Here is a 21,559-nt window from a genome sequence, read left to right as displayed (position 1 = left end):
CGCCGCTCCACACTTTCAGGCGACACGCTTTCAAGGATCCAGCGCCACCGTCTTGATCACGGCATGGACCGCCATTCCGGCCGAAAGGCCCAGCATGTCGGCGGAGACGCTGGTGATGCGCGCGGTCAGCCGGGTGCCGGCGCAATCGAGCGCGACATCGACCTGATCGTGACCGGCCGGCTCCATGCCGGTAACGACCCCTTCGATGATGTTCAGCGCGCTCAGACCGTCGGGCTTGCGGGTGGCGAGCATGACGTCGCGGGCGGCGATCCGCAGGCGCAGGTGCTTCCCCGGTCTTCGCTCGGTGCCGGCCAGCCAGAGCGTCAGGCTGCCGGCGGCGACCTTGACGATCCGGGGATCGGGTTGGTGTTGCGCAACCGTTGCCTCGATCACCGTTCCCGCCTCGCGGCGGCTGATCGCCCCGCTCGATCCGGGCAGGCTGAGCATCTGCGACGCGGTGCCGCTGGCCGTCAGCCGGCCGTTCTCGATCATCAGCACGCGGTCGGCAAGCTGCGTCACCTCCGTGACGGAATGGCTGACATAGAGAACGGGAATGTCCGTCTCGTCGCGCAGGCGCTGGAGATAGGGCAGGATCTCGGCCTTGCGCGCCTCATCGAGAGCGGCGAGCGGCTCGTCCATCAGGAGCAGGCGCGGGCGTGCCAGAAGCGCCCGACCGATTGCCACGCGCTGCTTTTCGCCGCCGGAGAGATTGGTCGTGGGGCGAGCGAGGAGCGGTGCGATGCCGAGGAGTTCCACGATGCGCGCAATGTCCCGTTCTCGCTCTTCGCGCGTGTCAGGCGCCTTGGAAAACCAGCGGCCATAGAGCAGGTTCTGCCGCACGCTGAGGTGCGGAAACAGGCGTCCCTCCTGAAAGACCGTCGCAAAGCGCCGGCGGTGCGGCGGGATGACGGTCCGGCTTGCGGTGTCGAGGATCGTCTCGCCGTCGAGCCGCACGTGGCCGTCGTCCGGGCGGATCAGGCCGGCAAGGATGCGGATGAGCGAGGTCTTGCCGGAGCCCGAGCGGCCGAACAGGGCGGTGATGCCGCCCTCGGCCGTAAAGGCGATGTCGAGCGAAAAGGCGTCGAGCCGGTGGCGTACGGAGACATCGAGCGTCATGTGCTGGACACCCTGCGCGCGGCGGCAGTGGCCAGCCACTCCGACAGCAGCAGCGCCGCCATGGAGATGACGACCGAGACGAGCGTCAGGCGGAGTGCGCCACTATCGCCGCCCGGCACCTGCGTGAAGGTGTAGATGGCGGCCGACAGCGTCTGCGTCTCGCCGGGAATGTTGGAGACGAAGGTGATGGTGGCGCCGAACTCGCCCATGGCCTTGGCAAAGGAGAGAATCATGCCGGCAATGATGCCGGGGAGGATCAGCGGCAGCGTGATGGTGGCAAAGACCCAGGCGGGGGACGCCCCGAGCGTGGCGGCCGCCTGTTCCAGACGTCCGTCCACCGCCTCGATCGACAGGCGGATGCTGCGCACCATCAGGGGAAAGCCCATGATGGCGCAGGCAAGGGCCGCTCCGGTCCAGCGGAAGGAAAAGACGAGGCCCGTATAGGTTTCGAGGAAGGCACCGACAGGACCGCGCCGGCCGAACAGAATGAGCAGCAGGAAACCGGTAACGACGGGCGGCAGGATCAGTGGCAGATGGACGATCCCGTTCAAGAGGGAGCGCCCCCAGAACCGGCCGCGTGCGAGCGCCATCGCAGCCAGAAGCGCCAAAGGCAGGCTCGACAGCATGGCCACGGTCGAAACCTTCAGGCTCAACCGGATCGCCGTCCATTCCGCATCGCTGAGCGCCAGCCAGTCCACAGTCGCCATGTCCTTCGCGCCGCCATTGGCCCGACTCGAAGGCCGGATGGAAGCCTTTCCCTATTTGTCGAGAACGGTAAAGCCCTGTGCCTCGAAGAGCGGCCTTGCGGCGGGCGAGCGGACGAAGTCGAGATAGGCGGCGGCGTCCGGATGGGTGCTTTCCGACAGGATGGCGACCGGATAGACGATCGGCGGGTGTGAGATCTCGGGGAAGGTGGCGACGATCTTGACAGACGGATCGGCAGCGGCGTCCGTTTCGTAGACGATGCCGAGCGGCGCCTCGCCCCTTGCGACGAGGAGGAGGGCGGCGCGGACGTTCTCCGCACCCGCGACATCCTTTTCGACCGACGACCAGACGCCGAGACTTTCGAGCGCCGCCTTGCCGTATTTGCCGGCCGGCACCGCTTCCACAGCCCCCATCGCGAGTTTGCCGCCGGCTAGCCGCGCCTTCAGGTCGAAGCCCTGCCGGATCTCCACCGGCCTCGCGTCCGCGGCAGGCGCGACGAGAACGAGACGGTTGCCGAGAAGCGTCGAGCGGCTGTCCTCGCGGATCAGCTTTTTCCCGGCGATGTCATCCATCCAGGCGAGATCGGCGGAGATGAAGATATCGGCCGGCGCGCCCGCCTCGATCTGCTTGGCCAGGGCCGAGCTTGCGGCATAGGAGGTGGTGACCGCATGCCCGCTCTGCCGCTGCCAGGCGTCGTTCACGGCATCGAGCGCGTTTTTCAGGCTCGCAGCGGCAAAGACCGTCACGTTATCCGCAGCGATGGCCGGGGCCGCCAACGTCGCCTGTGTCGCAAGCGACGCCAAGGCAACCATGGCAATCGCCAGCGCGGCTCGTGTTTTCGTCTTCAGTGTCTGGATGGCTGGCAGCATCGTGTCTCCGGCGCTTCGAGATATCATGCGGAATATAACGCATGCCCGTTCATTGGCCAGCGATATGTTTGTGGAAATACATTGCGACACAGGCCCTTGCGATGATCGCGCGATGATCTATCGTTTGCTGCGCGAGACACCGCTGAAAACAGGCATGGGACGGGCAGGATGGACGGAACGGTCAGGCTGGAGGAGAGCTGGAAACAGGCGCTTTCCAAGGAGTTCGACAGCGCCTACATGGGCACGCTCAAAAGCTTTCTTCAGACGGAGAAGCAGGCGGGAAAGCAGATTTTCCCCAAGGGATCGGAATATTTCCGGGCGCTGGACCTGACGCCGCTCGACAAGGTCAGCGTCGTCATCCTCGGGCAGGACCCCTATCACGGCGAGGGACAGGCGCATGGATTGTCCTTCAGCGTGCGGCCCGGCGTCCGCATTCCGCCATCGCTGGTCAATATCTACAAGGAACTCCAGAACGATCTCGGTATACCGCCGGCACGCCATGGTTTTCTCGAACATTGGGCGGAGCAGGGCGTCTTGCTTCTCAACAGCGTGCTGACGGTGGAGCGGGCGCTGGCGGCATCCCACCAGAAGCGGGGTTGGGAGACGTTTACAGACGCCATCATCCGCGCCGTCAACGACCAGCAGCAGTCGGTGGTCTTTATCCTCTGGGGTTCCTACGCGCAGAAGAAGGCGGCATTCGTCGATCAGAGCCGGCACCTCGTGCTGCGCTCGGCGCATCCGTCACCGCTGTCGGCGCATAACGGTTTCTTCGGCACGGCCCCGTTTTCCAAGGCGAATGCTTTTCTGGAAGCCAATGGCCGTCCGCCGATCGACTGGGCGCTGCCACCGCTCTGAAAGACGGTCTTATGCGCGCGGGTGGGTTCCCGCGGCGCCGGCCCGGCGGGCAACGACGCTCTCTCGCCAGACGGTGAAGATGCCGGCGGCAACGACGATGACAGCACCGACGATCATGTTGACGCTGAGCACCTCGCCGAAGACGGAGACGCCGATGATGCTGGCAAAGACCAGCTGGAGATAGGTCAACGGCTGCACCTCCGACGCGTCGAGATATGCATAGGCCTTGATGAGGAAGAAGTGGCTCGACGTGCCGGTGACGCAGAGAAGCCCCATCCACAGCCAGTCGACCGGTGCAAACCATGTCCAGTAGAACGGTCCGATCAGCGTGATCGCTACGGCACCGGCTGCACCCGTGTAGAAAAAGCTTGTCATGGCCGTATCCTCGCGGCTGACGAGACGGGTGGTGACGACGTAGAAGGCGAAGATCAGCGCGGAGGAGACGGGAACGATGAGCAGGGAGGCGGATTCGTCGCCGGTCGGGTCCAGGATGACGATGACGCCGATGAGGCCGACGAAGATCGCTGTCCATCGCCGCCAGCCGACGCGCTCGCCCAGAATGACGATCGAGAGGAGGGCGACGAAGATCGGCCCGACGGAAAAGATCGCCTGCGAATGGGCAAGCCCGACGCTGGCGAAGGAGGCGATGACCAGCACGATCTGGCTGACCAGCAGCAGTCCCCGCACGATCTGCAGGACGGGATGCTTCGTGCTCACTGCCGCCTTCAGCCCGCCGCTCGACCGGGCTGCGAGGATCAGAACGAAGGCCGCGAACGCCCAGTAGCGGATCATGGTGATAAAGACGGGGGGATAAAGCCCGCCCATGTGCTTGGAGGTCGCATCCTGCAAGGTGAAGATCAGGATCGCCATGAGGACGAAGAGATAGCCTTTGCGTTTGGATGTCATCCGTCGTCTTGCCGTGCTCGCCTCGACGGCCGTGTGGACGCGCTCAGGTCTTCTTTGGGACATGCCCAGGTCGGGCACGCTTGTCTCTACTGTATAATTTCCTGAACCGGTATCGGTTTCAGGATGAAATGATCCGGCACGTGTAAATGCTTGAGTGAAGCGGCATGCCGCGTGCTCGGCAGCCCTCCCCGAGGCGGGAGCGCCTGTTCGTCCTCTCAGTCTTCCCGGAAAGTCCGCTGCATCTGTTCGGTCAGCGGCTTGGCGAGATAGGAGATGACGGTGCGGTCGGCGATCTTGATATAGGTTTCCGCCGGCATGCCGGGATAGAGCGTGAGGCCCTTCAGAGCGGTGAGGCTCTCCGGCTTCGGGCGGATGCGCAGGGGGTAATAGCTTGCGCCCGTGCGCTGGTCGGTCACCTGATCCGGGGCGATATTGGCGACCTCGCCTTGGACAACGGGTGTGGTGCGCTGGTTGAAGGCGCTGAAGCGGATCTCGACCGGCTGGCCAAGCGTGATCTGGTCGATATCGCTGGTGGCGATGCGGGCTTCGACCGTCAGCGTGTCGGCGGCGGGAACGACGAGCATCAGCACTTCGCCGGCATTGACGACGCCATCGACCGTGTGGATGGCAAGCTGGGAGACGCGGCCCGATAAGGGCGAGCGGATGTCCAGCCGCTTCAGCTGGTCGAGGGCGGCGACGCCGCGATCCTCGTATTCCGCGATGCGCGCCTCGACATCGGTCAGGTCCTTGGCGTTCTCGGTCCGGCGATCTTCGTCCAGCTGCAGGATCTGCAAGTCGATCTCGCTCGATTTGCCGGCGGCCTGCGCGCGGGCGGCGATACGGGCGCCGCGGTCGCCTTCCAGTTGGGCGCGGTCGCGCTTGAGGGCGGTCACGCGCTGCATGGAGACGAGGCCCTGGGCGTAGAGCTTGTCGACGCCTTCCAGCTCCTGGCTGATGAGCGTCAGGCTGTCGGCGATGGCGTTGAGCTGAACCGTCTGTCCCTCGATTTCGTCCTTCAGCTGTGCCTTGCGGGAGGCGAGCTGGTTCTTCATGCCGACCAGCGCGCTCTTCCGGCTGTCGAACAGGCGCCGCTCGCTGTCCTCGAAGCCGGTGGACACCATGTCCGTCGGCACGACCTGCGCGAGCTTCGGCACGGTGAATGTCTTTTCTCCCGCCTGCTCGGCGAGGATCCGGGCGCGGCGGGCATAGAGCTGGGCGAGCGTGTTCTGGACGATCGACAGGTTGGCGCGCACGGTGGTGCCATCCAGCCGCACGAGCACCTGCCCGGCCTCGACGGTCTCGCCCTCGCGCACGTTCAGTTCGCCGACGATGCCGCCGGTCAGATGCTGGATCTTCTTGACGTTGTTTTCGACGACGACGGTGCCGGAGGCGACGATGGCGCTGGAAAGCTCGGTCGTACCGGCCCATCCGCCAATGCCGCCGACGAGCACCACCGCCATGACGCCGACGGCGGTAATGTGACGGGAGAGGGAGCGGCGTGACTGGGTCGGGCGCAACGGCGTCTCAGGAGGGTTGGCAGACGGTTCGCGCGTGCTCATGATGCGGTTTCCTGTCCATTGCCGACGGCTTTCAGCGCGGGCGGCTGCGCCTGAAGCTTTGTCTGGAAATTCGGCTGGAACGCCTGTGCGGTGGCCGGGCGCGGCGGCTCCCGGCGCAGGATCTGCGCCAGAACATCGTCCTTCGGTCCGAACGCCTGCATGCGGCCCTCGTTCATCATCAGCACGAGATCGACGCTGGCGAGCGCGCTCGGGCGGTGAGCGACGACGATGACGATGCCGCCACGGGCGCGCACGCCGAGGATCGCTTCGCTCAGCGCCTGTTCGCCTTCCGCGTCGAGGTTGGAATTTGGCTCGTCGAGAACGACGAGGAAGGGCTCGCCATAGAGTGCGCGGGCAAGGGCGACGCGCTGGCGCTGGCCGGCCGAAAGGGACGAGCCGCCATCACCGATCTCGGTCTCAAAGCCGTTCGGCAGTTTGAGGATGAGGTCGTTGACGCGGGCAGCCTTGGCAGCCTCGACGATCGCGCCGGGTGCTGCGTCTTCCTCGAAGCGCGCGATGTTCTGCGCCACCGTGCCGGAGAACAGTTCGACGTCCTGGGGCAGATAGCCGATATGCTTGCCCAGACGGTCACTATCCCACTGGTCGAGTGCCGCACCGTCGAGGCGCACGGCGCCGCGCAGGGTTGGCCAGATGCCGATGAGCGCGCGGGCGAGCGAGGACTTGCCCGAGGCGCTCGGCCCGATGATGCCGAGCGCGCTGCCGCTTTTCAGGGTGAAGGTGACCTCCGCGAAGGTCAGGCGCTGGACGCCGGGCGGTCCGCCGGCGATGCCTTCGGCCGTCAGCTTTTCGCGCGGCACCGGCAGTTCCAGCGGCGCATCGCGCTCGGGAAGCGCGGTGAGGAGGTCGCCCAGACGTTTCCAGCTCTGTCGTGCGGCGACGAAGGAGCGCCAGTTGCCGATTGCCAGTTCCACCGGCGCAAGCGCCCGGGCGGTCAGGATGGAGCCCGCGATGATGATGCCGGGCGAGGCCAGCCCCTCGATGACGAGCACCGCGCCGGTGGCCAGAACCGCCGACTGGAGGATCATGCGGGAGACCTTGGACAGCGCGCCATAGCCGTTCGAGACATCCGAATTGACGAGGTTATGGTGCCGATAGGCGTCGTTGCGTTCGCTCCAGAGCATCGACATGCGGCCCAGCATGCCCATGGACTGCATGACCTCGGCGTTGCGCTGCGATGCCTGGGCAAAGGCATTGCGCAGGTTTCCGGTCTCCGCTGCCTTCTTGGAGGGACCCTGCGTTCCCCGGTTGGTGAGGAAGGTGAGGGCGATGAGGATCAGGGAACCGACGACGGAGACGATGCCGATAACAGGGTGGAACAGGAAGCAGATGCCGATGTAGAAGGGCAGCCAGGGCAGGTCGAAGAAGGCGGCGGGTCCCGCGCCCGACAGGAAGGCGCGCACCTGATCGAAGTCGCGCAACGGCTGCAAGCCATCGCCGGCCGTGCGCATCTTCAGCGGCTGGCGGACGACGGTGCGGTAGATCCGCCCGGTCATCGCCTCGTCGAGTGCGCCAGCGATGCGCACGAGCATGCGGCCGCGGATCCACTCGAACGCGCCCTGGAAGGCGTAGAGCATGAGCGCGAGAATGCAGAGCGCAATGAGGGTGGGGATGCTCCGGCTCGGAAGGACGCGGTCATAGACCTCGAGCATGAAGAACGAGCCGGTGAGGTAGAGCACGTTGACGAGGGCGCTGGCGACGCCGACGCCAATGAAGGCGCCCTTGCAATCCCGCAAAGCCTGCGCCGGCTCGGCGCCTGAATGTCTGGTCTTTGTCATGGTAACCCCGAGTGCCCCGCCGTCGCCTGCCATCTCGAAGGTCGAGCCACCGGTTCCGGTCGATCCCGCCCTTGCAGATGGGGCACATTAGAGATGATGATGTCAATTTTTCATCACCGAACACGGATTCTCGATTTTATTTTAGCATTTCCCGTTTCTTGGCGCCAGGAGCTATAGAACGGGCCTCTGCCGCAGGCCCTGCGGCGAAATGAACGTGCTCTGCGTGAACGTGCCTGGAGGAGAAGCCATGCGACGGATTCTGGTGATCGGCATCGGTACGGGTCATCCCGACCATCTGACCCTCGAAGCCATCAAGGCGATCGGCGATGCAAATGTAATCTTCGTGCCGACGAAGGGCGAAGACAAGGCTGAGCTGGCCGATGTCCGCCGCAGCATGATCGCCCGGCATGGCGCGGCCGAGGCAAAGCTCGTGGATTTCGCCGTGCCGCGCCGACAGACGGACGGCATCGGCTATCGGCAGGGCGTCGATCTCTGGCATGCCGAGATCGCCGACATTCACGAACGGCTGTTTCTCGACCATCTGGCGGACGGGGAGACGGGCGCGTTCCTCGTCTGGGGCGATCCCATGCTCTACGACAGCACGATTCGCATTCTGGAGCGGGTGCGCGACGGCGGGCGTGTCGCGTTCGAGATGTCCGTGCTGCCGGGCATCACGAGCATGCAGCTGCTTGCCGCCCGCCACCGTATCCCCATCAACGGCATCGGGCAGCCGGTGACGATCACGCCCGGCCGCCGCCTGTCCGGCATCTTCCCGCAGACGGCGCAGTCGGTTGTGGTGATGCTCGATGGTGAAGAGGCGTTTTTGGCGGTCGAGGACCCCGAGACCGAGATCTTCTGGGGCGCCTATCTCGGCCTGCCGCAGGAGATCACGATTGCCGGGCGTCTTGGCGCGGTGCGCGATGCGATCGTTGCCGCGCGGGCGCAGGCGCGGGCGCGGCATGGCTGGATCATGGACATCTATCTCCTGCGCACGCCTGCGACATCGCCGGCCGTATAGACGATGTGCGTGTGACCCGGGATTTGCACCCTCGTGACCGCATGCTGTATGACGGCGGATCGAAAGGCGCTGACATGACGATGGCCGGGACTGCAATGCGCGGGGATGCGGAGACGACGAGGGCGACGGGTTCGCCGCCGGCGTTGCGCCGTGGCGCCTGCCCGACGCTGGCCGCCCCCATGCAGACCGGCGACGGACTGCTGGCGCGGCTGCGGCCGGCCTCCGGCTTCTTCACGGCGGCTGCGTTTCTGGACCTTCTGGATGCGGCTGAGGCGTTCGGCTCGGGCAGGCTCGATATTACCGCGCGGGGCAACCTGCAGATCCGGGGATTGCGGGCGGAAAGCGTTGCGCCCCTGTCGGCCGCCGTTGCCCGTGCGGGCATCGTCCCCTGCGAGGGCATTGCCGTGGAAGTGCCGCCGCTTGCAGGGCTGGACCCGTCCGAATGGGCCGATCCGCGCCCGCTTGCGCGAAAGCTTGCCGAACGAATCGCCGACAGCGGCCTTGACCTTGCGCCAAAGCTGGCCGTCATCGTCGATGGCGGGGGGAGGCTGCATCTCGATGGTGTCGCGGCCGATATCAAGCTCGTGGCGGGAGCGGCCGATCCCAGGCCCGTTTGGCATCTGCTGGTGGCAGGGAGGCCGACAGGCGTTTCGGGCTCGGTAGACGCGATGATCGAAGCGGCGATGTCGGTGGTCGCGGATATCGCCGCCTATGGTTCCGCTGCACGGGCGCGCGATCTTCCAGCCGAGCCTCTGCCTCCCGGCTCTTCATCGCTGGCACTGAGGGAGGCGGCGATGTCCCCCGTTGGCCGGTTCGACCTTGGTGCGTCGGTCGTGCTCGGTGTCGCACCTGCGTTCGGGCAGATGGCAGCCCATATCGTCCGGCCGTTGATCCTTGCCGCCGTGGCGGAGGGCGTATCCGCGGTGCGGCTCGCGCCCGGTCGCGCAATTTTGCTCGTCGGTCCTGCCGGTTGGAACACCTCGGTGCTTGTTTCTCTCGCCGCATCGCTCGGCTTCGTCGTCCATGCAGGTGATCCCGCTTTGCGCATCGATGCCTGTGCCGGTCAGGCCGGCTGTGCCTCGGGGCGCATCGATACGCATGCTGTGGCGAGCCATCTGATCGCTCACGCGCCGGCGCTGATGGACGGGTCGCTCGACCTGCATGTCTCCGGCTGCGCCAAGGGCTGCGCACGCCCGCGCGTCGCGGATCTCACGCTGGTCGCCATGTCCTGCGACGGTCGGCCGGGGCTCAGCATCGTTCTCGGTGGACGTGCAGGAGACTCTCCTGTCGCGACAAAGCGGCTGGAAGACGGCCCTTCCGCTATCACGGCGCTTGGCCAACGTGTCGCGGAGACGGTAGAGAAGGGCGAATCGGCTGCCGCCTGCCTTCAACGGCTGGGGCCGGCGCGGATCGCCGCCGCGTTTTCAGCGGCACGCTTCAACGGGATTGACCATGCCGGCTTATGACTACATCCGTGATGGCGACGCCATCTACGAACGCTCCTTCGCCATCATCCGGGCGGAAACCGACCTCTCGCGGTTCTCGCCGGAGGAGGCAGACGTTGCCGTGCGCATGGTTCATGCCTGCGGGCTGGTGGAAGCCGCCCGCGACTTCGTCTTTTCGCCCGGTTTCGTCACGGCGGCACGCTCGGCACTCTCCGGCGGTGCGCCGATCCTCTGCGATGCCTTCATGGTGGTGAACGGGGTGACACGCGCGCGGCTGACGGCGGGAAACGACGTGATCTGCACCCTGCGCGAGCCGGAAACGCCAGCACTGGCCCGCGAGATCGGCAATACCCGGTCTGCCGCCGCATTGCGGCTGTGGGGCGAGCGAATGGGCGGCGCTGTGGTTGCCATAGGGAACGCACCAACAGCCCTCTTCTACCTCCTTGAAATGCTGCGCGACGGCGCACCGAAGCCGGCGGCGATTCTCGGTATGCCGGTGGGATTCGTCGGCGCGGCGGAATCCAAGGATGCCCTTGCCGAACATTCCTACGGCGTGCCCTTCGCCATCGTCCGCGGCCGGCTGGGTGGCAGCGCGATCACGGCCGCTGCCATCAACGCGCTCGCGAGGCCGGGCCTGTGAGAGCAACGGTGACCGGAGATTTGGAGACAGTGGACCTAAGCGTGGGCGGCGCAGCGCTTTCGGGCGTGACGGCCGGGCGGTTGATCGGCGTCGGCACCGGGCCGGGCGATCCGGAACTGCTGACGCTGAAGGCGGTGCGGGCGCTCGCCGAGGCCGATGTGCTTGCCTACTTCGCAAAGGCCGGCCGGCGCGGCAACGGACGAACCATCCTCGATGGGCTCGGCAAGGCGGACGGCATTGCCAGCCTTTTTGCGCCGGGGCAGATGGAGGGCATCCTGAAGCCCGGGCGCATCGAACTGCCGCTCTATTATCCCGTGACCGTCGAGATCGACAAAGAACACGACGACTACAAGGGCCAGATCACCGGTTTCTACGATGCTTCCGCTGCCAGCGTTGCCGCGCATCTGGATGCCGGGCGGACGGTCGCGATCCTCAGTGAGGGCGATCCGATGTTCTACGGCTCCTACATGCACCTGCATGTGCGGCTGGCGGGTCGCTACGCCGCCGAGGTCGTGCCGGGGGTAACGGCGATGTCGGGCTGCTGGTCGCTCGCCGGCCTGCCGATCGTTCAGGGCGACGATGTGCTGTCCGTTCTGCCTGGCACCATGGACGAGGCCGAGCTTTGCCGCCGGCTCGCCGATACGCAGGCGGCGGTGATTATGAAGGTCGGACGCAATCTGCCGAAAATCCGCCGCGCGCTTGCCGCTTCCGGAAAGCTCGACAACGCCGTCTATGTCGAGCGCGGCACGATGGCGAATGCCGCGATGATCCCGCTCGCCGACAAGCTGACCGACGAGGCGCCATACTTCTCGCTGGTGCTCGTACCCGGCTGGAGCGGCCGGATTGTGGGCGGCGCGCTGTGAGCGGCCGCCTGACCATTGTCGGCACCGGGCCGGGGGATCCGCGCCAGACGACACCCGAGGCGCTGGAGGCGATCGATGCCGCCAGCCATTTCTTCGGCTACGGACCCTATCTCGACCGCCTGTCGCTGCGCCCCGATCAGGTGCGTGTCGCCTCTGACAATCGCGAGGAACTCGATCGCGCCAAAGCGGCGCTGACGCATGCCGCAGAGGGTGCAGACGTCTGCGTCGTCTCCGGCGGAGATCCGGGCGTGTTTGCGATGGCGGCTGCCGTCTGCGAGGCGATCGACCACGGGCCGGCCGTCTGGCGCGATATCGACCTTCGCGTGACGCCCGGCGTGACGGCCATGCTGGCGGTTGCAGCGCGGATCGGCGCGCCGCTCGGACACGACTTCTGCGCCATTTCCCTTTCGGACAATCTGAAACCGTGGGAAATCATCACCCGGCGGCTGGCGCTTGTCGCGGAAGCCGGGCTCGTCATCGCGCTCTACAATCCCATCAGCAAGGCGCGGCCATGGCAGCTCGGTGCCGCCTTCGACGTGTTGCGGCCGATCCTGCCGGCGCAGACGCCCGTGATCTTCGGCCGCGCAGCCGGCCGGCCCGACGAGCGCATGCGCGTGATGCCGCTTGCCGAGGCCGATGCCGGTATGGCCGACATGGCGACCTGCGTCATCATCGGCTCGCCGGAGACCCGCGTTATCGCCCGGCCCGGGCGTGGCGATCTGGTCTATACGCCGCGTTTCCTGCCCGGAGCGAGCACGTGATCGATGCGCGCCAGCGCCTCCGGCACCGTGCCGACCGTGGGCAGGCCAGCCTCGGACGAACGCTCGACGAGGATGACCGGGATCTTCAGCGCCCTTGCGGCCGCGATCTTGCCGTAGGTGGCATCGCCGCCGCTGTTCTTGGCGACGATACGGTCGATGCGATGCGTGACCAGCAGGGCGTGCTCTTCGGCCTCGTCGAACGGGCCTGTCGCGAGGATGTAACGCACATCCGGCAGGGTGAGCGGCGGGATGACGGGATCGACGCTGCGCACGAGATAGGCATGATGGGGCGCTTCCTCGAACAGCGCCGCTTCCTGCCGGCCGATGGCCAGGAGAACACGGCGCGGCGTATCGCCCAGCGCCGCGACGGCTTCGCGCATGGTCCCGACGCAGGTCCAGAGGTCGCCCGGCTGGCGCTCCCACGGCGGACGGCGAAGGGCGAAGGCGGGAATGCCGGTTTCCAAGGCCGCCTTGGCGGCATTGTCGGAAATGCGGGTCGCGAAGGGGTGCGTGGCATCGATGAGAAGATCGAAGCCTTCGGCCCTCAGCGCCCGTGCAAGGCCCGCAGCGCCGCCAAAGCCGCCGATGCGGGTGGGAACGGGCTGTGCCATCGGCGCGCGGGTGCGGCCGGCCAGCGAGAGAACCACGCGATGCGTGGTTTTTGCCAGGGCAGCGGCCAGCGCGCGGGCTTCCGTCGTGCCGCCGAGAATAAGGATATGATGGCCCATGTGTGACGTCGAAAACGCTTCCCTGACAACGCAACCCTGGCTGACCATCGTCGGCCTGGGAGAAGACGGTCTAGCGGGTCTCGGCGAGGAGGCCAAGCAGGCGATCTCCAAAGCACGCCTCGTCTTCGGCGGCGCACGGCATCTGGCCCTTGCCGCGCCGCTGATCACGGGGGAAAGCTGCCCCTGGTCGAGCCCGTTCGAGACGGCCATAGACGTGGTGGTGGCGATGGCCGGCATGCCGGTCGTGGTGCTCGCCTCGGGCGATCCGTTCTTCTTCGGCGTCGGGGTCACCCTGTCGCGTCGTATCGACCCGACCCAGATGCGCGTCCTGCCTGCTCCCTCGGCTTTCAGCCTTGCGGCGGCACGGCTCGGATGGGCGCTGCAGGATGTCGTCTGCCTGTCGCTGCACGGCCGGCCGCTCGACCTTCTCCGCCCGCATCTGCATGGGGGAGCCCGTATTCTCGCGCTGACCTCGGATGGTGACGGGCCGGCGGCCATTGCCGCCCTGTTGCGCGATACCGGCTTCAGCGCCTCCGCCTTTACCGTGCTCGAAGCCATGAGCGGGCCGCAGGAGCGGATCAGCCTTCATACAGCGGGCGGGTTCGATCTTGTGGATTGCCATTCGCTCAATGTCTGCGCCATCGAGGTTGTCGCCGGTGCGGACGCGCGGGTTCTTGGTCTTTCGCCCGGGCTTGCCGACGACCTGTTCGAGCATGACGGGCAGATCACCAAGCGGGAGGTTCGGGCGCTGACGATTTCGGCCCTTTCCCCGAGACGTGGAGAATGCCTGTGGGATATCGGCGCGGGGGCCGGGTCCATCGCGATCGAATGGATGCTGGCCGATCCCTCGTTGCGCGCCGTCGCCATCGAGGCGCATCTGGAGCGCGCAGCACGGATCGGCCGCAATGCCCGCGCCTTCGGCGTGCCGGACCTGCGTATCGTCGAGGGGACAGCTCCGCGGGCGCTGGTGGACCTTGCCGGGGAGTGCCGACCCGATGCGATTTTCGTCGGTGGCGGCGGCAGCGAGGCTGGCGTTATGGATGCGGCGCTCGACGCATTGCGGCCCGGCGGGCGGCTGGTCGCGAATGCAGTGACGACGGAGATGGAGGCCGTGCTGCTCGCCGCTCACGCCGCCCATGGCGGAAGCTTGACGCGGATCGACATTGCCCGCGCGTCGCCTGTCGGCGCAATGACCGGCTGGCGACCTGCCATGCCGGTAACCCAATGGGTCTGGATCAAGCCCGCGCCGACCGGGTCGGACGATGTTTCGGAAGACGACATGGGTATTGATGTAGGGAAAACGCAGGGAGAGCCGGCATGACCGTTCATTTTATCGGTGCCGGTCCGGGCGCTGCCGACCTCATCACCGTTCGCGGGCGCGATCTGATCGCGGCCTCTCCTGTGTGCCTGTTTGCCGGCTCCATCGTGTCGCGCGACCTGCTTGCCTATTGCCGACCGGGCGCCCGTATCGTGGATACCGCGCCCTTATCGCTGGACGAGATCGAGGCGGAATATGTGCGGGCGGAGGCTGCGGGGGAAGATGTCGCGCGGCTGCATTCCGGCGATCTCTCCGTCTGGAGCGCCGTGGCGGAGCAGGTGCGGCGGCTGGAGGCACAGGGTATCGCCTATACGATGACGCCCGGGGTCCCGGCTTTTGCGGCGGCGGCAGCGGCGCTCGGGCGTGAACTGACCTTGCCGGCGCTCGCGCAGAGCCTCGTGCTCACGCGCGTTTCCGGCCGTGCCTCGCCGATGCCGAATGCGGAAACGCTGGCGAATTTCGGTGCGACGGGCGCGACGCTCGCCATTCACCTTGCCATTCATGCGCTGCCGCAGATCGTCGCCGAACTCACCCCGCTCTATGGCGCCGACTGCCCCGTCGCCATCGTCGTCAAGGCATCGTGGCCGGACGAGCGGGTGGTCAGCGGCACGCTTGCGGATATCGAGGCGCGGGTGGCGGAAAGCCCGATCGAGCGGACGGCGTTGATCTTCGTCGGGCGAACCCTGACGGCGGATGGCTTTCGCGAGAGTGCGCTTTACGATGCGGGCTATCAGCGCCGCTTTCGCGGACGTGAGGGACTTTAGATATCGATGCCCGGATCGGCTTTCGCGGTTTCGGTCTTGCGCGGGACGTCCGTGCTCTTTTCCGCGCGATCGCGATAAAGCGCGGACTGGCCAAGCAGCATTAGCGTGACCGGTGTCGTGATGACCATGAAGATCACGATGAGAACTTCATGCACGATCCAGCGGTTTTGCAGGACGGCGAAGGTGAGCATCGAGGACATGGCGATCAGGAGAACGCCGCCGCTGGTGCAGAGCGTCGGCGCGTGCAGGCGCTCATAGAAGCTTCGGAAACGGACGAGGCCGATGGCGCCGGCGAGCGTGATGCCGGAGCCCGACAGGAGCAGCAGGCAGACCGGGATGGCGGCCCAGACCGGCAGATCGACCAGAAACGTCATTCGATCACCTCGCCGCGCATCAGGAACTTGGCAAAGGCGATGCTGGAGACGAAGCCGAGCAGCGCAATCGTCAGTGCAGCTTCGAAGTAGAGCACGTTGGATGTGCGTATACCGAACGTCAGCAGCAGCAGCATGCCGGTGATATAGACCGTGTCGAGCCCGAGAATGCGATCCTGTGCGCGCGGCCCCTTGGCGACGCGGTAGAGCGCGCAGATCATCGCAAGGCCGATCATGATCTGCGAGATCAACACCGACCAGATGATGAGAAGTTCCGTCATTCGAAGATCTCCTTGAGAAGCCGCTCGTACCTGTTGGTGACGATGGATTGCCAGTCCTTTCCATCGGCCGTGTCGAGCACATGAATGAGGAGCATACGGGTTTGCCGGTCATATTCGAGCCAAGCGGTGCCGGGCGTGGTCGTGAGGATACAGGCGAGCAGCGCGATGGCGTTGTCGTCCTTCAGCGTCAGTTCCACCATGACGAAGGCGGACTGGACGGGTGGCTTGCGACGCGACAGGACCGCGCCGAGAACGGCGACGTTGGATTGCGTGATATCCTTGATCACGGACCCCGTCAGTCGCAGCGCGGCGCCCGGACGGCGCACGCTCGATTTTCTCGGCTCCAGATTGACCATGGCCCAGGAGAGGGACACGGCCAGAATGGCGCCCAGCAGGATCTGTCCCGGCGACACCGACTGGTTGACGAGCAGCCAGAAGCCGAGAAGCAGGAGCGACAGAAGCGGATAGGGGAACCAGTAGCGCATCACGACCCCCCATGGGAAACGACCGGTACCGCATCGCGCACGCTGCCGATGTAGACCTGCGGCTGGGACAGGACCGTTGCCGTATCCTGGAGATAGCGCAGCGCATGGCCGGACTGCAGCGTCAGGAAGCCGCAGGCGGCAAGAAGCACCAGCACCGGCGTGATCTCGATCAGCCGGACGCGGGGCACGGTGCCCTCGATCGAGTTCCAGAAGGTGCGGATGCCCACGCGGTTGAGCGCGATCAGCGCGGCAAGACCGGAGAGGATGAGGAGGGCCACGAAGGTCCACTGAGCGCCCGTGACGGGCGCTGTTTCGCCGAGGCTCGCAAACAATCCGTGAAGGATCGCGAACTTGGCGACGAAGCCCGACAGAGGCGGCAGGCCGGCCATCAGCATGGTGCAGGCGACGAAGCAGATGCCGAGCACGGCCATGGTGCCGGGTACGGCCGCGCCGACTTCCTTCGCGGTCTCGTCGTCGTCGCCCTCGCCATAGGCTTCCATGGTCACCGCGAGAACGTCGGCGCCTGCGTCTCTGGCGCGCTCCACGAGGTCGATGAGCAGGAAGAAGGCGCAGATGCCGAGCGTGGACGAGATCAGGTAGAACAGCGTGCCGGGAATGACGCCGGTGATGCCGAGGCCGACGGCGGCCATCAGCGAGCCGGACGAGATCAGCACGTAATAGCTTGCAAGCCGCCCCATCGCCTGCGACGCCATGACGCCGATCGTGCCGAAGGTGACGGTGAGGAGGCCGCCATAGAGGAGAACGCCCTGTCCGAAGCCGGCGGAGATACCGGCCTCGCTGCCAAAGAGAAGAAGCGACAGGCGGAGCAGGATATAGACGCCGACCTTGGTGAGGATGGCGAACATCGCCGCCACCGGCGGTGTTGCCGCGGAATAGGCCTGCGGCAGCCAGAAGCCGAGCGGCCACATGCCGGCCTTGACCAGAAAGGCGACGCCCAGAACGGCAGCGCCAGCCTCCATCAGCATGCGGTTCTCGGCACTCAGATCGGCAATGCGCAAAGCCAGATCGGCCATGTTGAGCGTGCCGGAGGCTCCGTAGATCAGGCTGACGCCGATGAGGAAGAGCGATGACGCGGCGAGATTGATGGCAATGTAATGCAGGCCGGCTTTCACGCGCACGGGGCCGGACCCGTGCAGCATGAGGCCGTAGGACGCGGCCAGCATGATCTCGAAGAAGACGAACAGGTTGAACAGGTCGCCCGTCAGAAACGCGCCGTTAACCCCGACCAGCATGAACTGGAACAGCGTGTGGAAGTGGGGGCCGGCCTTGTGCCAGCGGGCCATGGAGAACATCTGGGCGCAAAGCGCCATCAGCGTCGTCAGCGTGATCATCATCGCCGAAAGGCGATCGACGACGAGCACGATGCCGTAGGGGGCTGCCCAGTTGCCGAGCTGGTAGACGAGGGAGCCATTGTCCTGCGCCGTGGCAGAGGCGATCATCAGGGCGGTGCCCGTGAGCAGCAGGACGAGCGACGCTCCGAAGCTCAACGCACCCTTCAGCGCTCTCTGGCGCTCGTCGATCGGGATGAGAACCGCTGCGGTGACGAAGGGCAGAAGGATCGGCAGGATGATCAGGTGTCCGAGCCAGCTCATCGCTCTTCCCTCCCGTCCACATGGTCGTTGCCGGTAAAGCCGCGCGAGGCGAGCAGCACCACAAGGAACAGGGCCGTCATGGCGAAGCCGATGACGATGGCGGTGAGCACCAGCGCTTGCGGCAGCGGATCGGTATGGGTGAGGAAGCCGCCGGCAACGCCCTTTTCGAGCACCGGCGGCGCGTTGAGCCGCAGGCGTCCCATGCCGAAGATGAAGAGATTGACCGCATAGGACAGAAGCGCCAGCCCGACGACGACCTGATAGGTGCGCGGACGGAAGAGGAGCCAGATGCCCGAGCCCGCGAAGACGCCGATGCCGGCGGACAGAACGAGTTCCATCAGGTCTTCTCCTTTCTGGACAGTTTGACGCTGCGCATATGGGCGCGCGGCGAGCGGACGGACTGGTGGGCAAGCGCAATCAGGATCAGCACGGTGGCGCCGGTGACGAGCGAGAACACGCCGAGGTCGAACAGGATGGCGCTCGCGAGCGGCATTTCCCCGATCAGCGGCAGGTCGGCATAGCGCGAATGCGTGGTGAGGAAAGGATATCCAAACATCCACGACCCCAGCCCCGTGGCGGTGGAGACCAGAAGGCCGACACTGATCCAGCGCAGCGGATGGATGCGCAGGCGTTCCTCCACCCAGCGCGTGCCGCTGCTCATATATTGCAGGATGAAGGCGATGGAGAGCGCGATACCCGCTGCAAAGCCGCCGCCCGGTAGATCGTGACCGCGAAAGAACAGGAAGGCCGCGAACATGCCGATGACGGGGAAGAGCCAGCGCATGATGACCGAGGGGATGTGCAGATATTCGGCGACGCTCTCCCCGGTCTCCCGCTCGGGGTGGCGTGCATCGAACGCATTCTGGACGCGCTGCTGCTCCGGACGCTCGAGGCTCTCGGCCGCCGGGCGAAAGCGCAGCAGCAGCGAGAATACGGTGAGCGCGACGATGGCGAGAACCGCGATTTCACCGAACGTATCGAACCCGCGGAAATCGACGAGGATCACGTTGACGACATTGGTGCCGCCGCCTTCGGAATAGGCGCGCTCGAGAAAATAGCTGGAGATCGTCTCCGGCATCGGCCGCGTCATGACCGTGTAGGAGATCAGCATCAGCCCGACCCCGGCGGTGACCGCAACCACGAGATCGCGAAGGCGGCGCATGCGCACGCCGACGGACATGGCCTCGGCATCGGCTTTCTCGAAACGCTTTGGCAGCCAGCGCAGGCCGAGGAGAATGAGAACCGTCGTGACGATTTCGACCAGAAGCTGGGTGACGGCGAGATCCGGTGCCGACAGCCAGACGAAGGTGATGCAGGTAACGAGGCCCGCGCCGCCGAGAAGAACGAGGGCCGCGAGACGATGGAACTTCGCCTGGTAGGCCGCGCCGATGGCGCAGGCCATGCCGATCAGCCAGAGAATGGCGAAGACCGGATCGATGCCGCGGAAAGCGAAATCGGCAGGCTGGAACCGCCCCCACAGGAGGGGCGTCGCCGTCGCCATGATCGCTGCGAAAACGAGGATGCGCATCTGCGGCTGAAGACGCCGCGTGCCCGCCTTCATTTCCACCATGCGCGCCCATTTCCAGGAGATGGTCACGAGGATGCGCTCGAAGATGCGCTGGCCCTGAAGCCTGCGGAAGTAGGGCGGACCCTCGACGCTGGTGGCGAGATAGGGCCGCATGACCACGTAGAGCAGGATGCCGGCCACGAGCGCAAAGAGGCTCATGAAGAAGGGCAGGTTCCAGCCATGCCAGACGGCGAGACTATAGACCGGTGTCGCATCGCGCAGCACGGAGACCACGGCGGTGTGGAGCAATGGCCCGATGGTCAGGCTCGGCACGATGCCGATCACGAGGCAGGCGAGCACGAGAAAGCCGATGGGCGCGATCATCCAATGCGGCGGCTCGTGCGGCTCGCTCGGCAGGTCGTGCGGCTTGGGGCCGAAGAAGACGGTATAGATGAAGCGCAGCGAATAGGTGACGGCAAAGAGGCTGGCCAGCGTCGCCACATAGGGCGTCAGCGTGTCGAGCAGGTTCACCCGGTGCGTCTCGATGGCTTCCGCAAAGAACATTTCCTTGGAGAGAAAGCCGTTGAGCAGCGGCACGCCGGCCATGGAGGCACTCGCCACCATGGCGAGCGTGGCGGTTATCGGCATGTATTTGAAGAGCCCGCTCAGGCGCCGCATGTCCCGCGTTCCGGTCTCGTGGTCGATGATGCCGGCGGCCATGAAGAGCGATGCCTTGAAGGTCGCGTGGTTCACGGTGTGGAAGATCGCGGCGACGGCGGCCAGCGGACTGCCGAGGCTGAGGAGAACGGTGATGAGGCCGAGATGGCTGATGGTGGAATAGGCAAGCAGGCCCTTGAGGTCCTGCTGGAAGATGGCGAAGTAGGCGCTCAGCAGCAGCGTCGACAGACCGGCAAGGCCGACGAGCCAGAACCAGGCATCCGTGCCCGCCATGACCGGCCAGAACCGGGTGAGGAGGAAGACGCCGGCCTTCACCAGCGTTGCCGAGTGGAGGAAGGCCGAGACGGGGGTGGGAGCCGCCATCGCCTGCGGCAACCAGAAGTGGAACGGGAACTGCGCGCTCTTGGTCAGCGCACCCACGAGCACCAGCACGAGGATCGGCACATAGAGCGGATGGTTGCGGATCGTATCGCCGGAGGCCAGCACCACGTCGAGATCGTAACTGCCGACGACATGACCGACGAGCAGCAGGCCGACGAACAGGCAGAGCCCGCCGGTTCCCGTGACGGTCAGCGCCATGCGGGCGCCATCGCGTGCATTGGCATTGTGATACCAGTAGCCGATCAGCAGGAAGGAGGTGATGCTGGTCAGTTCCCAGAAGATCGACAGGAGAATGAGATTGCCGGAAAGCACGAGGCCGAGCATGGCGCCCATGAAGGCGAGGAACATGGAGAAGAAGCGCGGAACCGGATCTTCCGCCGACATGTAGTAGCGTGCATAGACCACGACGAGCAGCGCGATCGCGCTGATCAGGGCGGAGAACAGCCAGGAAAAGCCATCCATGCGCAGCGTGAAGTTCAGGCCGAACTGCGGGATCCAGGCAATGTCGGTGCGCAGCACGCGGCCTTCGATGACGAAGACGTAGAGGGACGTGGTGATCGCGAGACACAGGAAGGCGATAGAGCCCGAAAGCCAGGCGGCCATCGTGCTGCGGTCGCTCGGCAGGCTTATGGCGATGAGGCTTCCCACGAATGGCGTCAGCACGAGCAAGAGCAACAGGGTTTGCGCGATCTCTATGGTCATTTCCCCAGTTTGGTCGTTACCATGGCAGGTTCCTCGTGCCGGCCTCTGCGCAGGTCAGGGCGGACGAAGGCTTCGGGGCCGAGTGGCGAAGGGTCGGCGCGAGCGAACGCCGCGCGACACGCCGGAAATTTATGCCGGTATTCCGCCGCGATGCCAACCCGCGAAAGGGGCAAATAGACACCCCTCGTCGTTTTTCCA

The 21,559-nt window shown here is 65.7% G+C and carries 21 protein-coding genes; 8 read left to right on the top strand and 13 right to left on the bottom strand.

Annotated elements, in window-relative coordinates:
* Nucleotides 1-30: 30 nt before the first annotated feature.
* From modC to modA, 3 genes are read right to left on the bottom strand one after another with little or no spacing between them, the layout of a single operon-like run.
* A complete protein-coding gene (gene modC, locus GA0004734_RS01365; protein ID WP_092930556.1) occupies nucleotides 31-1,116 on the bottom strand; it encodes a molybdenum ABC transporter ATP-binding protein in 1,086 nt (361 codons plus the stop codon).
* Nucleotides 1,113-1,814 carry a molybdate ABC transporter permease subunit gene (modB, locus tag GA0004734_RS01360; RefSeq protein WP_092930554.1) on the bottom strand — a complete coding sequence of 234 codons (702 nt, stop codon included), beginning with the start codon at nucleotides 1,812-1,814 and terminating at the stop codon, nucleotides 1,113-1,115. The genes modC and modB overlap by 4 nt, the downstream gene beginning before the upstream one ends.
* A gap of 60 nt (nucleotides 1,815-1,874) precedes the next feature.
* Nucleotides 1,875-2,633 (bottom strand): molybdate ABC transporter substrate-binding protein, encoded by a 759-nt coding sequence (gene modA / locus GA0004734_RS01355; RefSeq protein ID WP_092935740.1) that lies wholly within the window; start codon nucleotides 2,631-2,633, stop codon nucleotides 1,875-1,877.
* Between the two features lie 225 nt (nucleotides 2,634-2,858).
* Between modA and ung the strand changes: the two genes are divergently transcribed.
* Nucleotides 2,859-3,545, top strand: a complete 687-nt coding sequence (gene ung / locus GA0004734_RS01350) for a uracil-DNA glycosylase (RefSeq protein WP_092930552.1) — start codon at nucleotides 2,859-2,861, stop codon at nucleotides 3,543-3,545.
* A gap of 9 nt (nucleotides 3,546-3,554) precedes the next feature.
* Here the strand turns inward: ung and GA0004734_RS01345 are convergent, their stop codons facing one another.
* The 3 genes from GA0004734_RS01345 to GA0004734_RS01335 all read right to left on the bottom strand — a co-directional run bounded on the left by GA0004734_RS01345 (nucleotide 3,555) and on the right by GA0004734_RS01335 (nucleotide 7,806).
* Nucleotides 3,555-4,451, bottom strand: coding sequence for a DMT family transporter (locus GA0004734_RS01345; protein WP_092930550.1), 897 nt, complete (start codon nucleotides 4,449-4,451; stop codon nucleotides 3,555-3,557).
* 215 nt (nucleotides 4,452-4,666) lie between these two features.
* Nucleotides 4,667-6,010 carry an HlyD family type I secretion periplasmic adaptor subunit gene (locus tag GA0004734_RS01340; protein ID WP_092930548.1) on the bottom strand — a complete coding sequence of 448 codons (1,344 nt, stop codon included), beginning with the start codon at nucleotides 6,008-6,010 and terminating at the stop codon, nucleotides 4,667-4,669.
* Nucleotides 6,007-7,806, bottom strand: a complete 1,800-nt coding sequence (locus tag GA0004734_RS01335) for a type I secretion system permease/ATPase (RefSeq protein WP_092935738.1) — start codon at nucleotides 7,804-7,806, stop codon at nucleotides 6,007-6,009. The genes GA0004734_RS01340 and GA0004734_RS01335 overlap by 4 nt, the downstream gene beginning before the upstream one ends.
* A gap of 247 nt (nucleotides 7,807-8,053) precedes the next feature.
* On the opposite strand from GA0004734_RS01335, the gene cobF reads away from it, so the two are divergent.
* From cobF to GA0004734_RS01310, 5 genes are all read left to right on the top strand, one after another.
* A complete protein-coding gene (gene cobF, locus GA0004734_RS01330) occupies nucleotides 8,054-8,824 on the top strand; it encodes a precorrin-6A synthase (deacetylating) (RefSeq protein ID WP_092930546.1) in 771 nt (256 codons plus the stop codon).
* 80 nt (nucleotides 8,825-8,904) lie between these two features.
* Nucleotides 8,905-10,290 (top strand): precorrin-3B synthase, encoded by a 1,386-nt coding sequence (gene cobG / locus GA0004734_RS01325; RefSeq protein ID WP_175386165.1) that lies wholly within the window; start codon nucleotides 8,905-8,907, stop codon nucleotides 10,288-10,290.
* Nucleotides 10,277-10,909, top strand: coding sequence for a precorrin-8X methylmutase (locus tag GA0004734_RS01320; protein ID WP_092930542.1), 633 nt, complete (start codon nucleotides 10,277-10,279; stop codon nucleotides 10,907-10,909). The genes cobG and GA0004734_RS01320 overlap by 14 nt, the downstream gene beginning before the upstream one ends.
* A gap of 29 nt (nucleotides 10,910-10,938) precedes the next feature.
* Nucleotides 10,939-11,772: a precorrin-2 C(20)-methyltransferase gene (locus GA0004734_RS01315; RefSeq protein WP_245292312.1), complete on the top strand. Its 834-nt coding sequence runs from the start codon at nucleotides 10,939-10,941 to the stop codon at nucleotides 11,770-11,772.
* The gene (locus tag GA0004734_RS01310) at nucleotides 11,769-12,533 is read left to right on the top strand and encodes a precorrin-3B C(17)-methyltransferase (RefSeq protein WP_092930538.1); all 765 of its coding nucleotides are present in this window, start codon (nucleotides 11,769-11,771) and stop codon (nucleotides 12,531-12,533) included. Before GA0004734_RS01315 ends, GA0004734_RS01310 begins: the two co-directional genes overlap by 4 nt.
* On the opposite strand, the gene GA0004734_RS01305 is transcribed toward GA0004734_RS01310, so the two are convergent.
* Nucleotides 12,497-13,261, bottom strand: coding sequence for a cobalt-precorrin-6A reductase (locus tag GA0004734_RS01305; protein WP_092930536.1), 765 nt, complete (start codon nucleotides 13,259-13,261; stop codon nucleotides 12,497-12,499). The two genes, GA0004734_RS01310 and GA0004734_RS01305, sit on opposite strands and share 37 nt — an antisense overlap.
* On the opposite strand from GA0004734_RS01305, the gene cbiE reads away from it, so the two are divergent.
* Nucleotides 13,260-14,582 carry a precorrin-6y C5,15-methyltransferase (decarboxylating) subunit CbiE gene (cbiE, locus tag GA0004734_RS01300; RefSeq protein ID WP_092930534.1) on the top strand — a complete coding sequence of 441 codons (1,323 nt, stop codon included), beginning with the start codon at nucleotides 13,260-13,262 and terminating at the stop codon, nucleotides 14,580-14,582. The two genes, GA0004734_RS01305 and cbiE, sit on opposite strands and share 2 nt — an antisense overlap.
* Complete coding sequence (gene cobM, locus GA0004734_RS01295; protein ID WP_092930532.1) at nucleotides 14,579-15,343, top strand: precorrin-4 C(11)-methyltransferase; 765 nt, start codon at nucleotides 14,579-14,581, stop codon at nucleotides 15,341-15,343. Before cbiE ends, cobM begins: the two co-directional genes overlap by 4 nt.
* Here the strand turns inward: cobM and mnhG are convergent.
* Genes mnhG through GA0004734_RS01265 form a run of 6 tightly spaced genes read right to left on the bottom strand, consistent with a single transcriptional unit; the run spans nucleotide 15,340 to nucleotide 21,361 of the window.
* Nucleotides 15,340-15,717 carry a monovalent cation/H(+) antiporter subunit G gene (gene mnhG, locus GA0004734_RS01290; protein ID WP_092930530.1) on the bottom strand — a complete coding sequence of 126 codons (378 nt, stop codon included), beginning with the start codon at nucleotides 15,715-15,717 and terminating at the stop codon, nucleotides 15,340-15,342. The two genes, cobM and mnhG, sit on opposite strands and share 4 nt — an antisense overlap.
* Nucleotides 15,714-15,995 (bottom strand): K+/H+ antiporter subunit F, encoded by a 282-nt coding sequence (locus GA0004734_RS01285; RefSeq protein WP_092930528.1) that lies wholly within the window; start codon nucleotides 15,993-15,995, stop codon nucleotides 15,714-15,716. Before GA0004734_RS01285 ends, mnhG begins: the two co-directional genes overlap by 4 nt.
* Nucleotides 15,992-16,480 (bottom strand): Na+/H+ antiporter subunit E, encoded by a 489-nt coding sequence (locus tag GA0004734_RS01280; RefSeq protein ID WP_092930526.1) that lies wholly within the window; start codon nucleotides 16,478-16,480, stop codon nucleotides 15,992-15,994. The genes GA0004734_RS01285 and GA0004734_RS01280 overlap by 4 nt, the downstream gene beginning before the upstream one ends.
* A complete protein-coding gene (locus GA0004734_RS01275; protein WP_092930524.1) occupies nucleotides 16,480-18,093 on the bottom strand; it encodes a monovalent cation/H+ antiporter subunit D in 1,614 nt (537 codons plus the stop codon). The genes GA0004734_RS01280 and GA0004734_RS01275 overlap by 1 nt, the downstream gene beginning before the upstream one ends.
* The gene (locus GA0004734_RS01270) at nucleotides 18,090-18,431 is read right to left on the bottom strand and encodes a Na+/H+ antiporter subunit C (protein WP_092930522.1); all 342 of its coding nucleotides are present in this window, start codon (nucleotides 18,429-18,431) and stop codon (nucleotides 18,090-18,092) included. The genes GA0004734_RS01275 and GA0004734_RS01270 overlap by 4 nt, the downstream gene beginning before the upstream one ends.
* Nucleotides 18,431-21,361: a monovalent cation/H+ antiporter subunit A gene (locus tag GA0004734_RS01265; protein ID WP_092930520.1), complete on the bottom strand. Its 2,931-nt coding sequence runs from the start codon at nucleotides 21,359-21,361 to the stop codon at nucleotides 18,431-18,433. The genes GA0004734_RS01270 and GA0004734_RS01265 overlap by 1 nt, the downstream gene beginning before the upstream one ends.
* Between the last annotated feature and the right edge of the window lie 198 nt (nucleotides 21,362-21,559).

The sequence above is a fragment of the Rhizobium sp. 9140 genome, from assembly GCF_900067135.1.
Classification (GTDB): domain Bacteria; phylum Pseudomonadota; class Alphaproteobacteria; order Rhizobiales; family Rhizobiaceae; genus Ferranicluibacter.
Note: the sequence above shows the minus strand (reverse complement) of the source record. Positions and strands in the feature narration are given on the sequence as shown.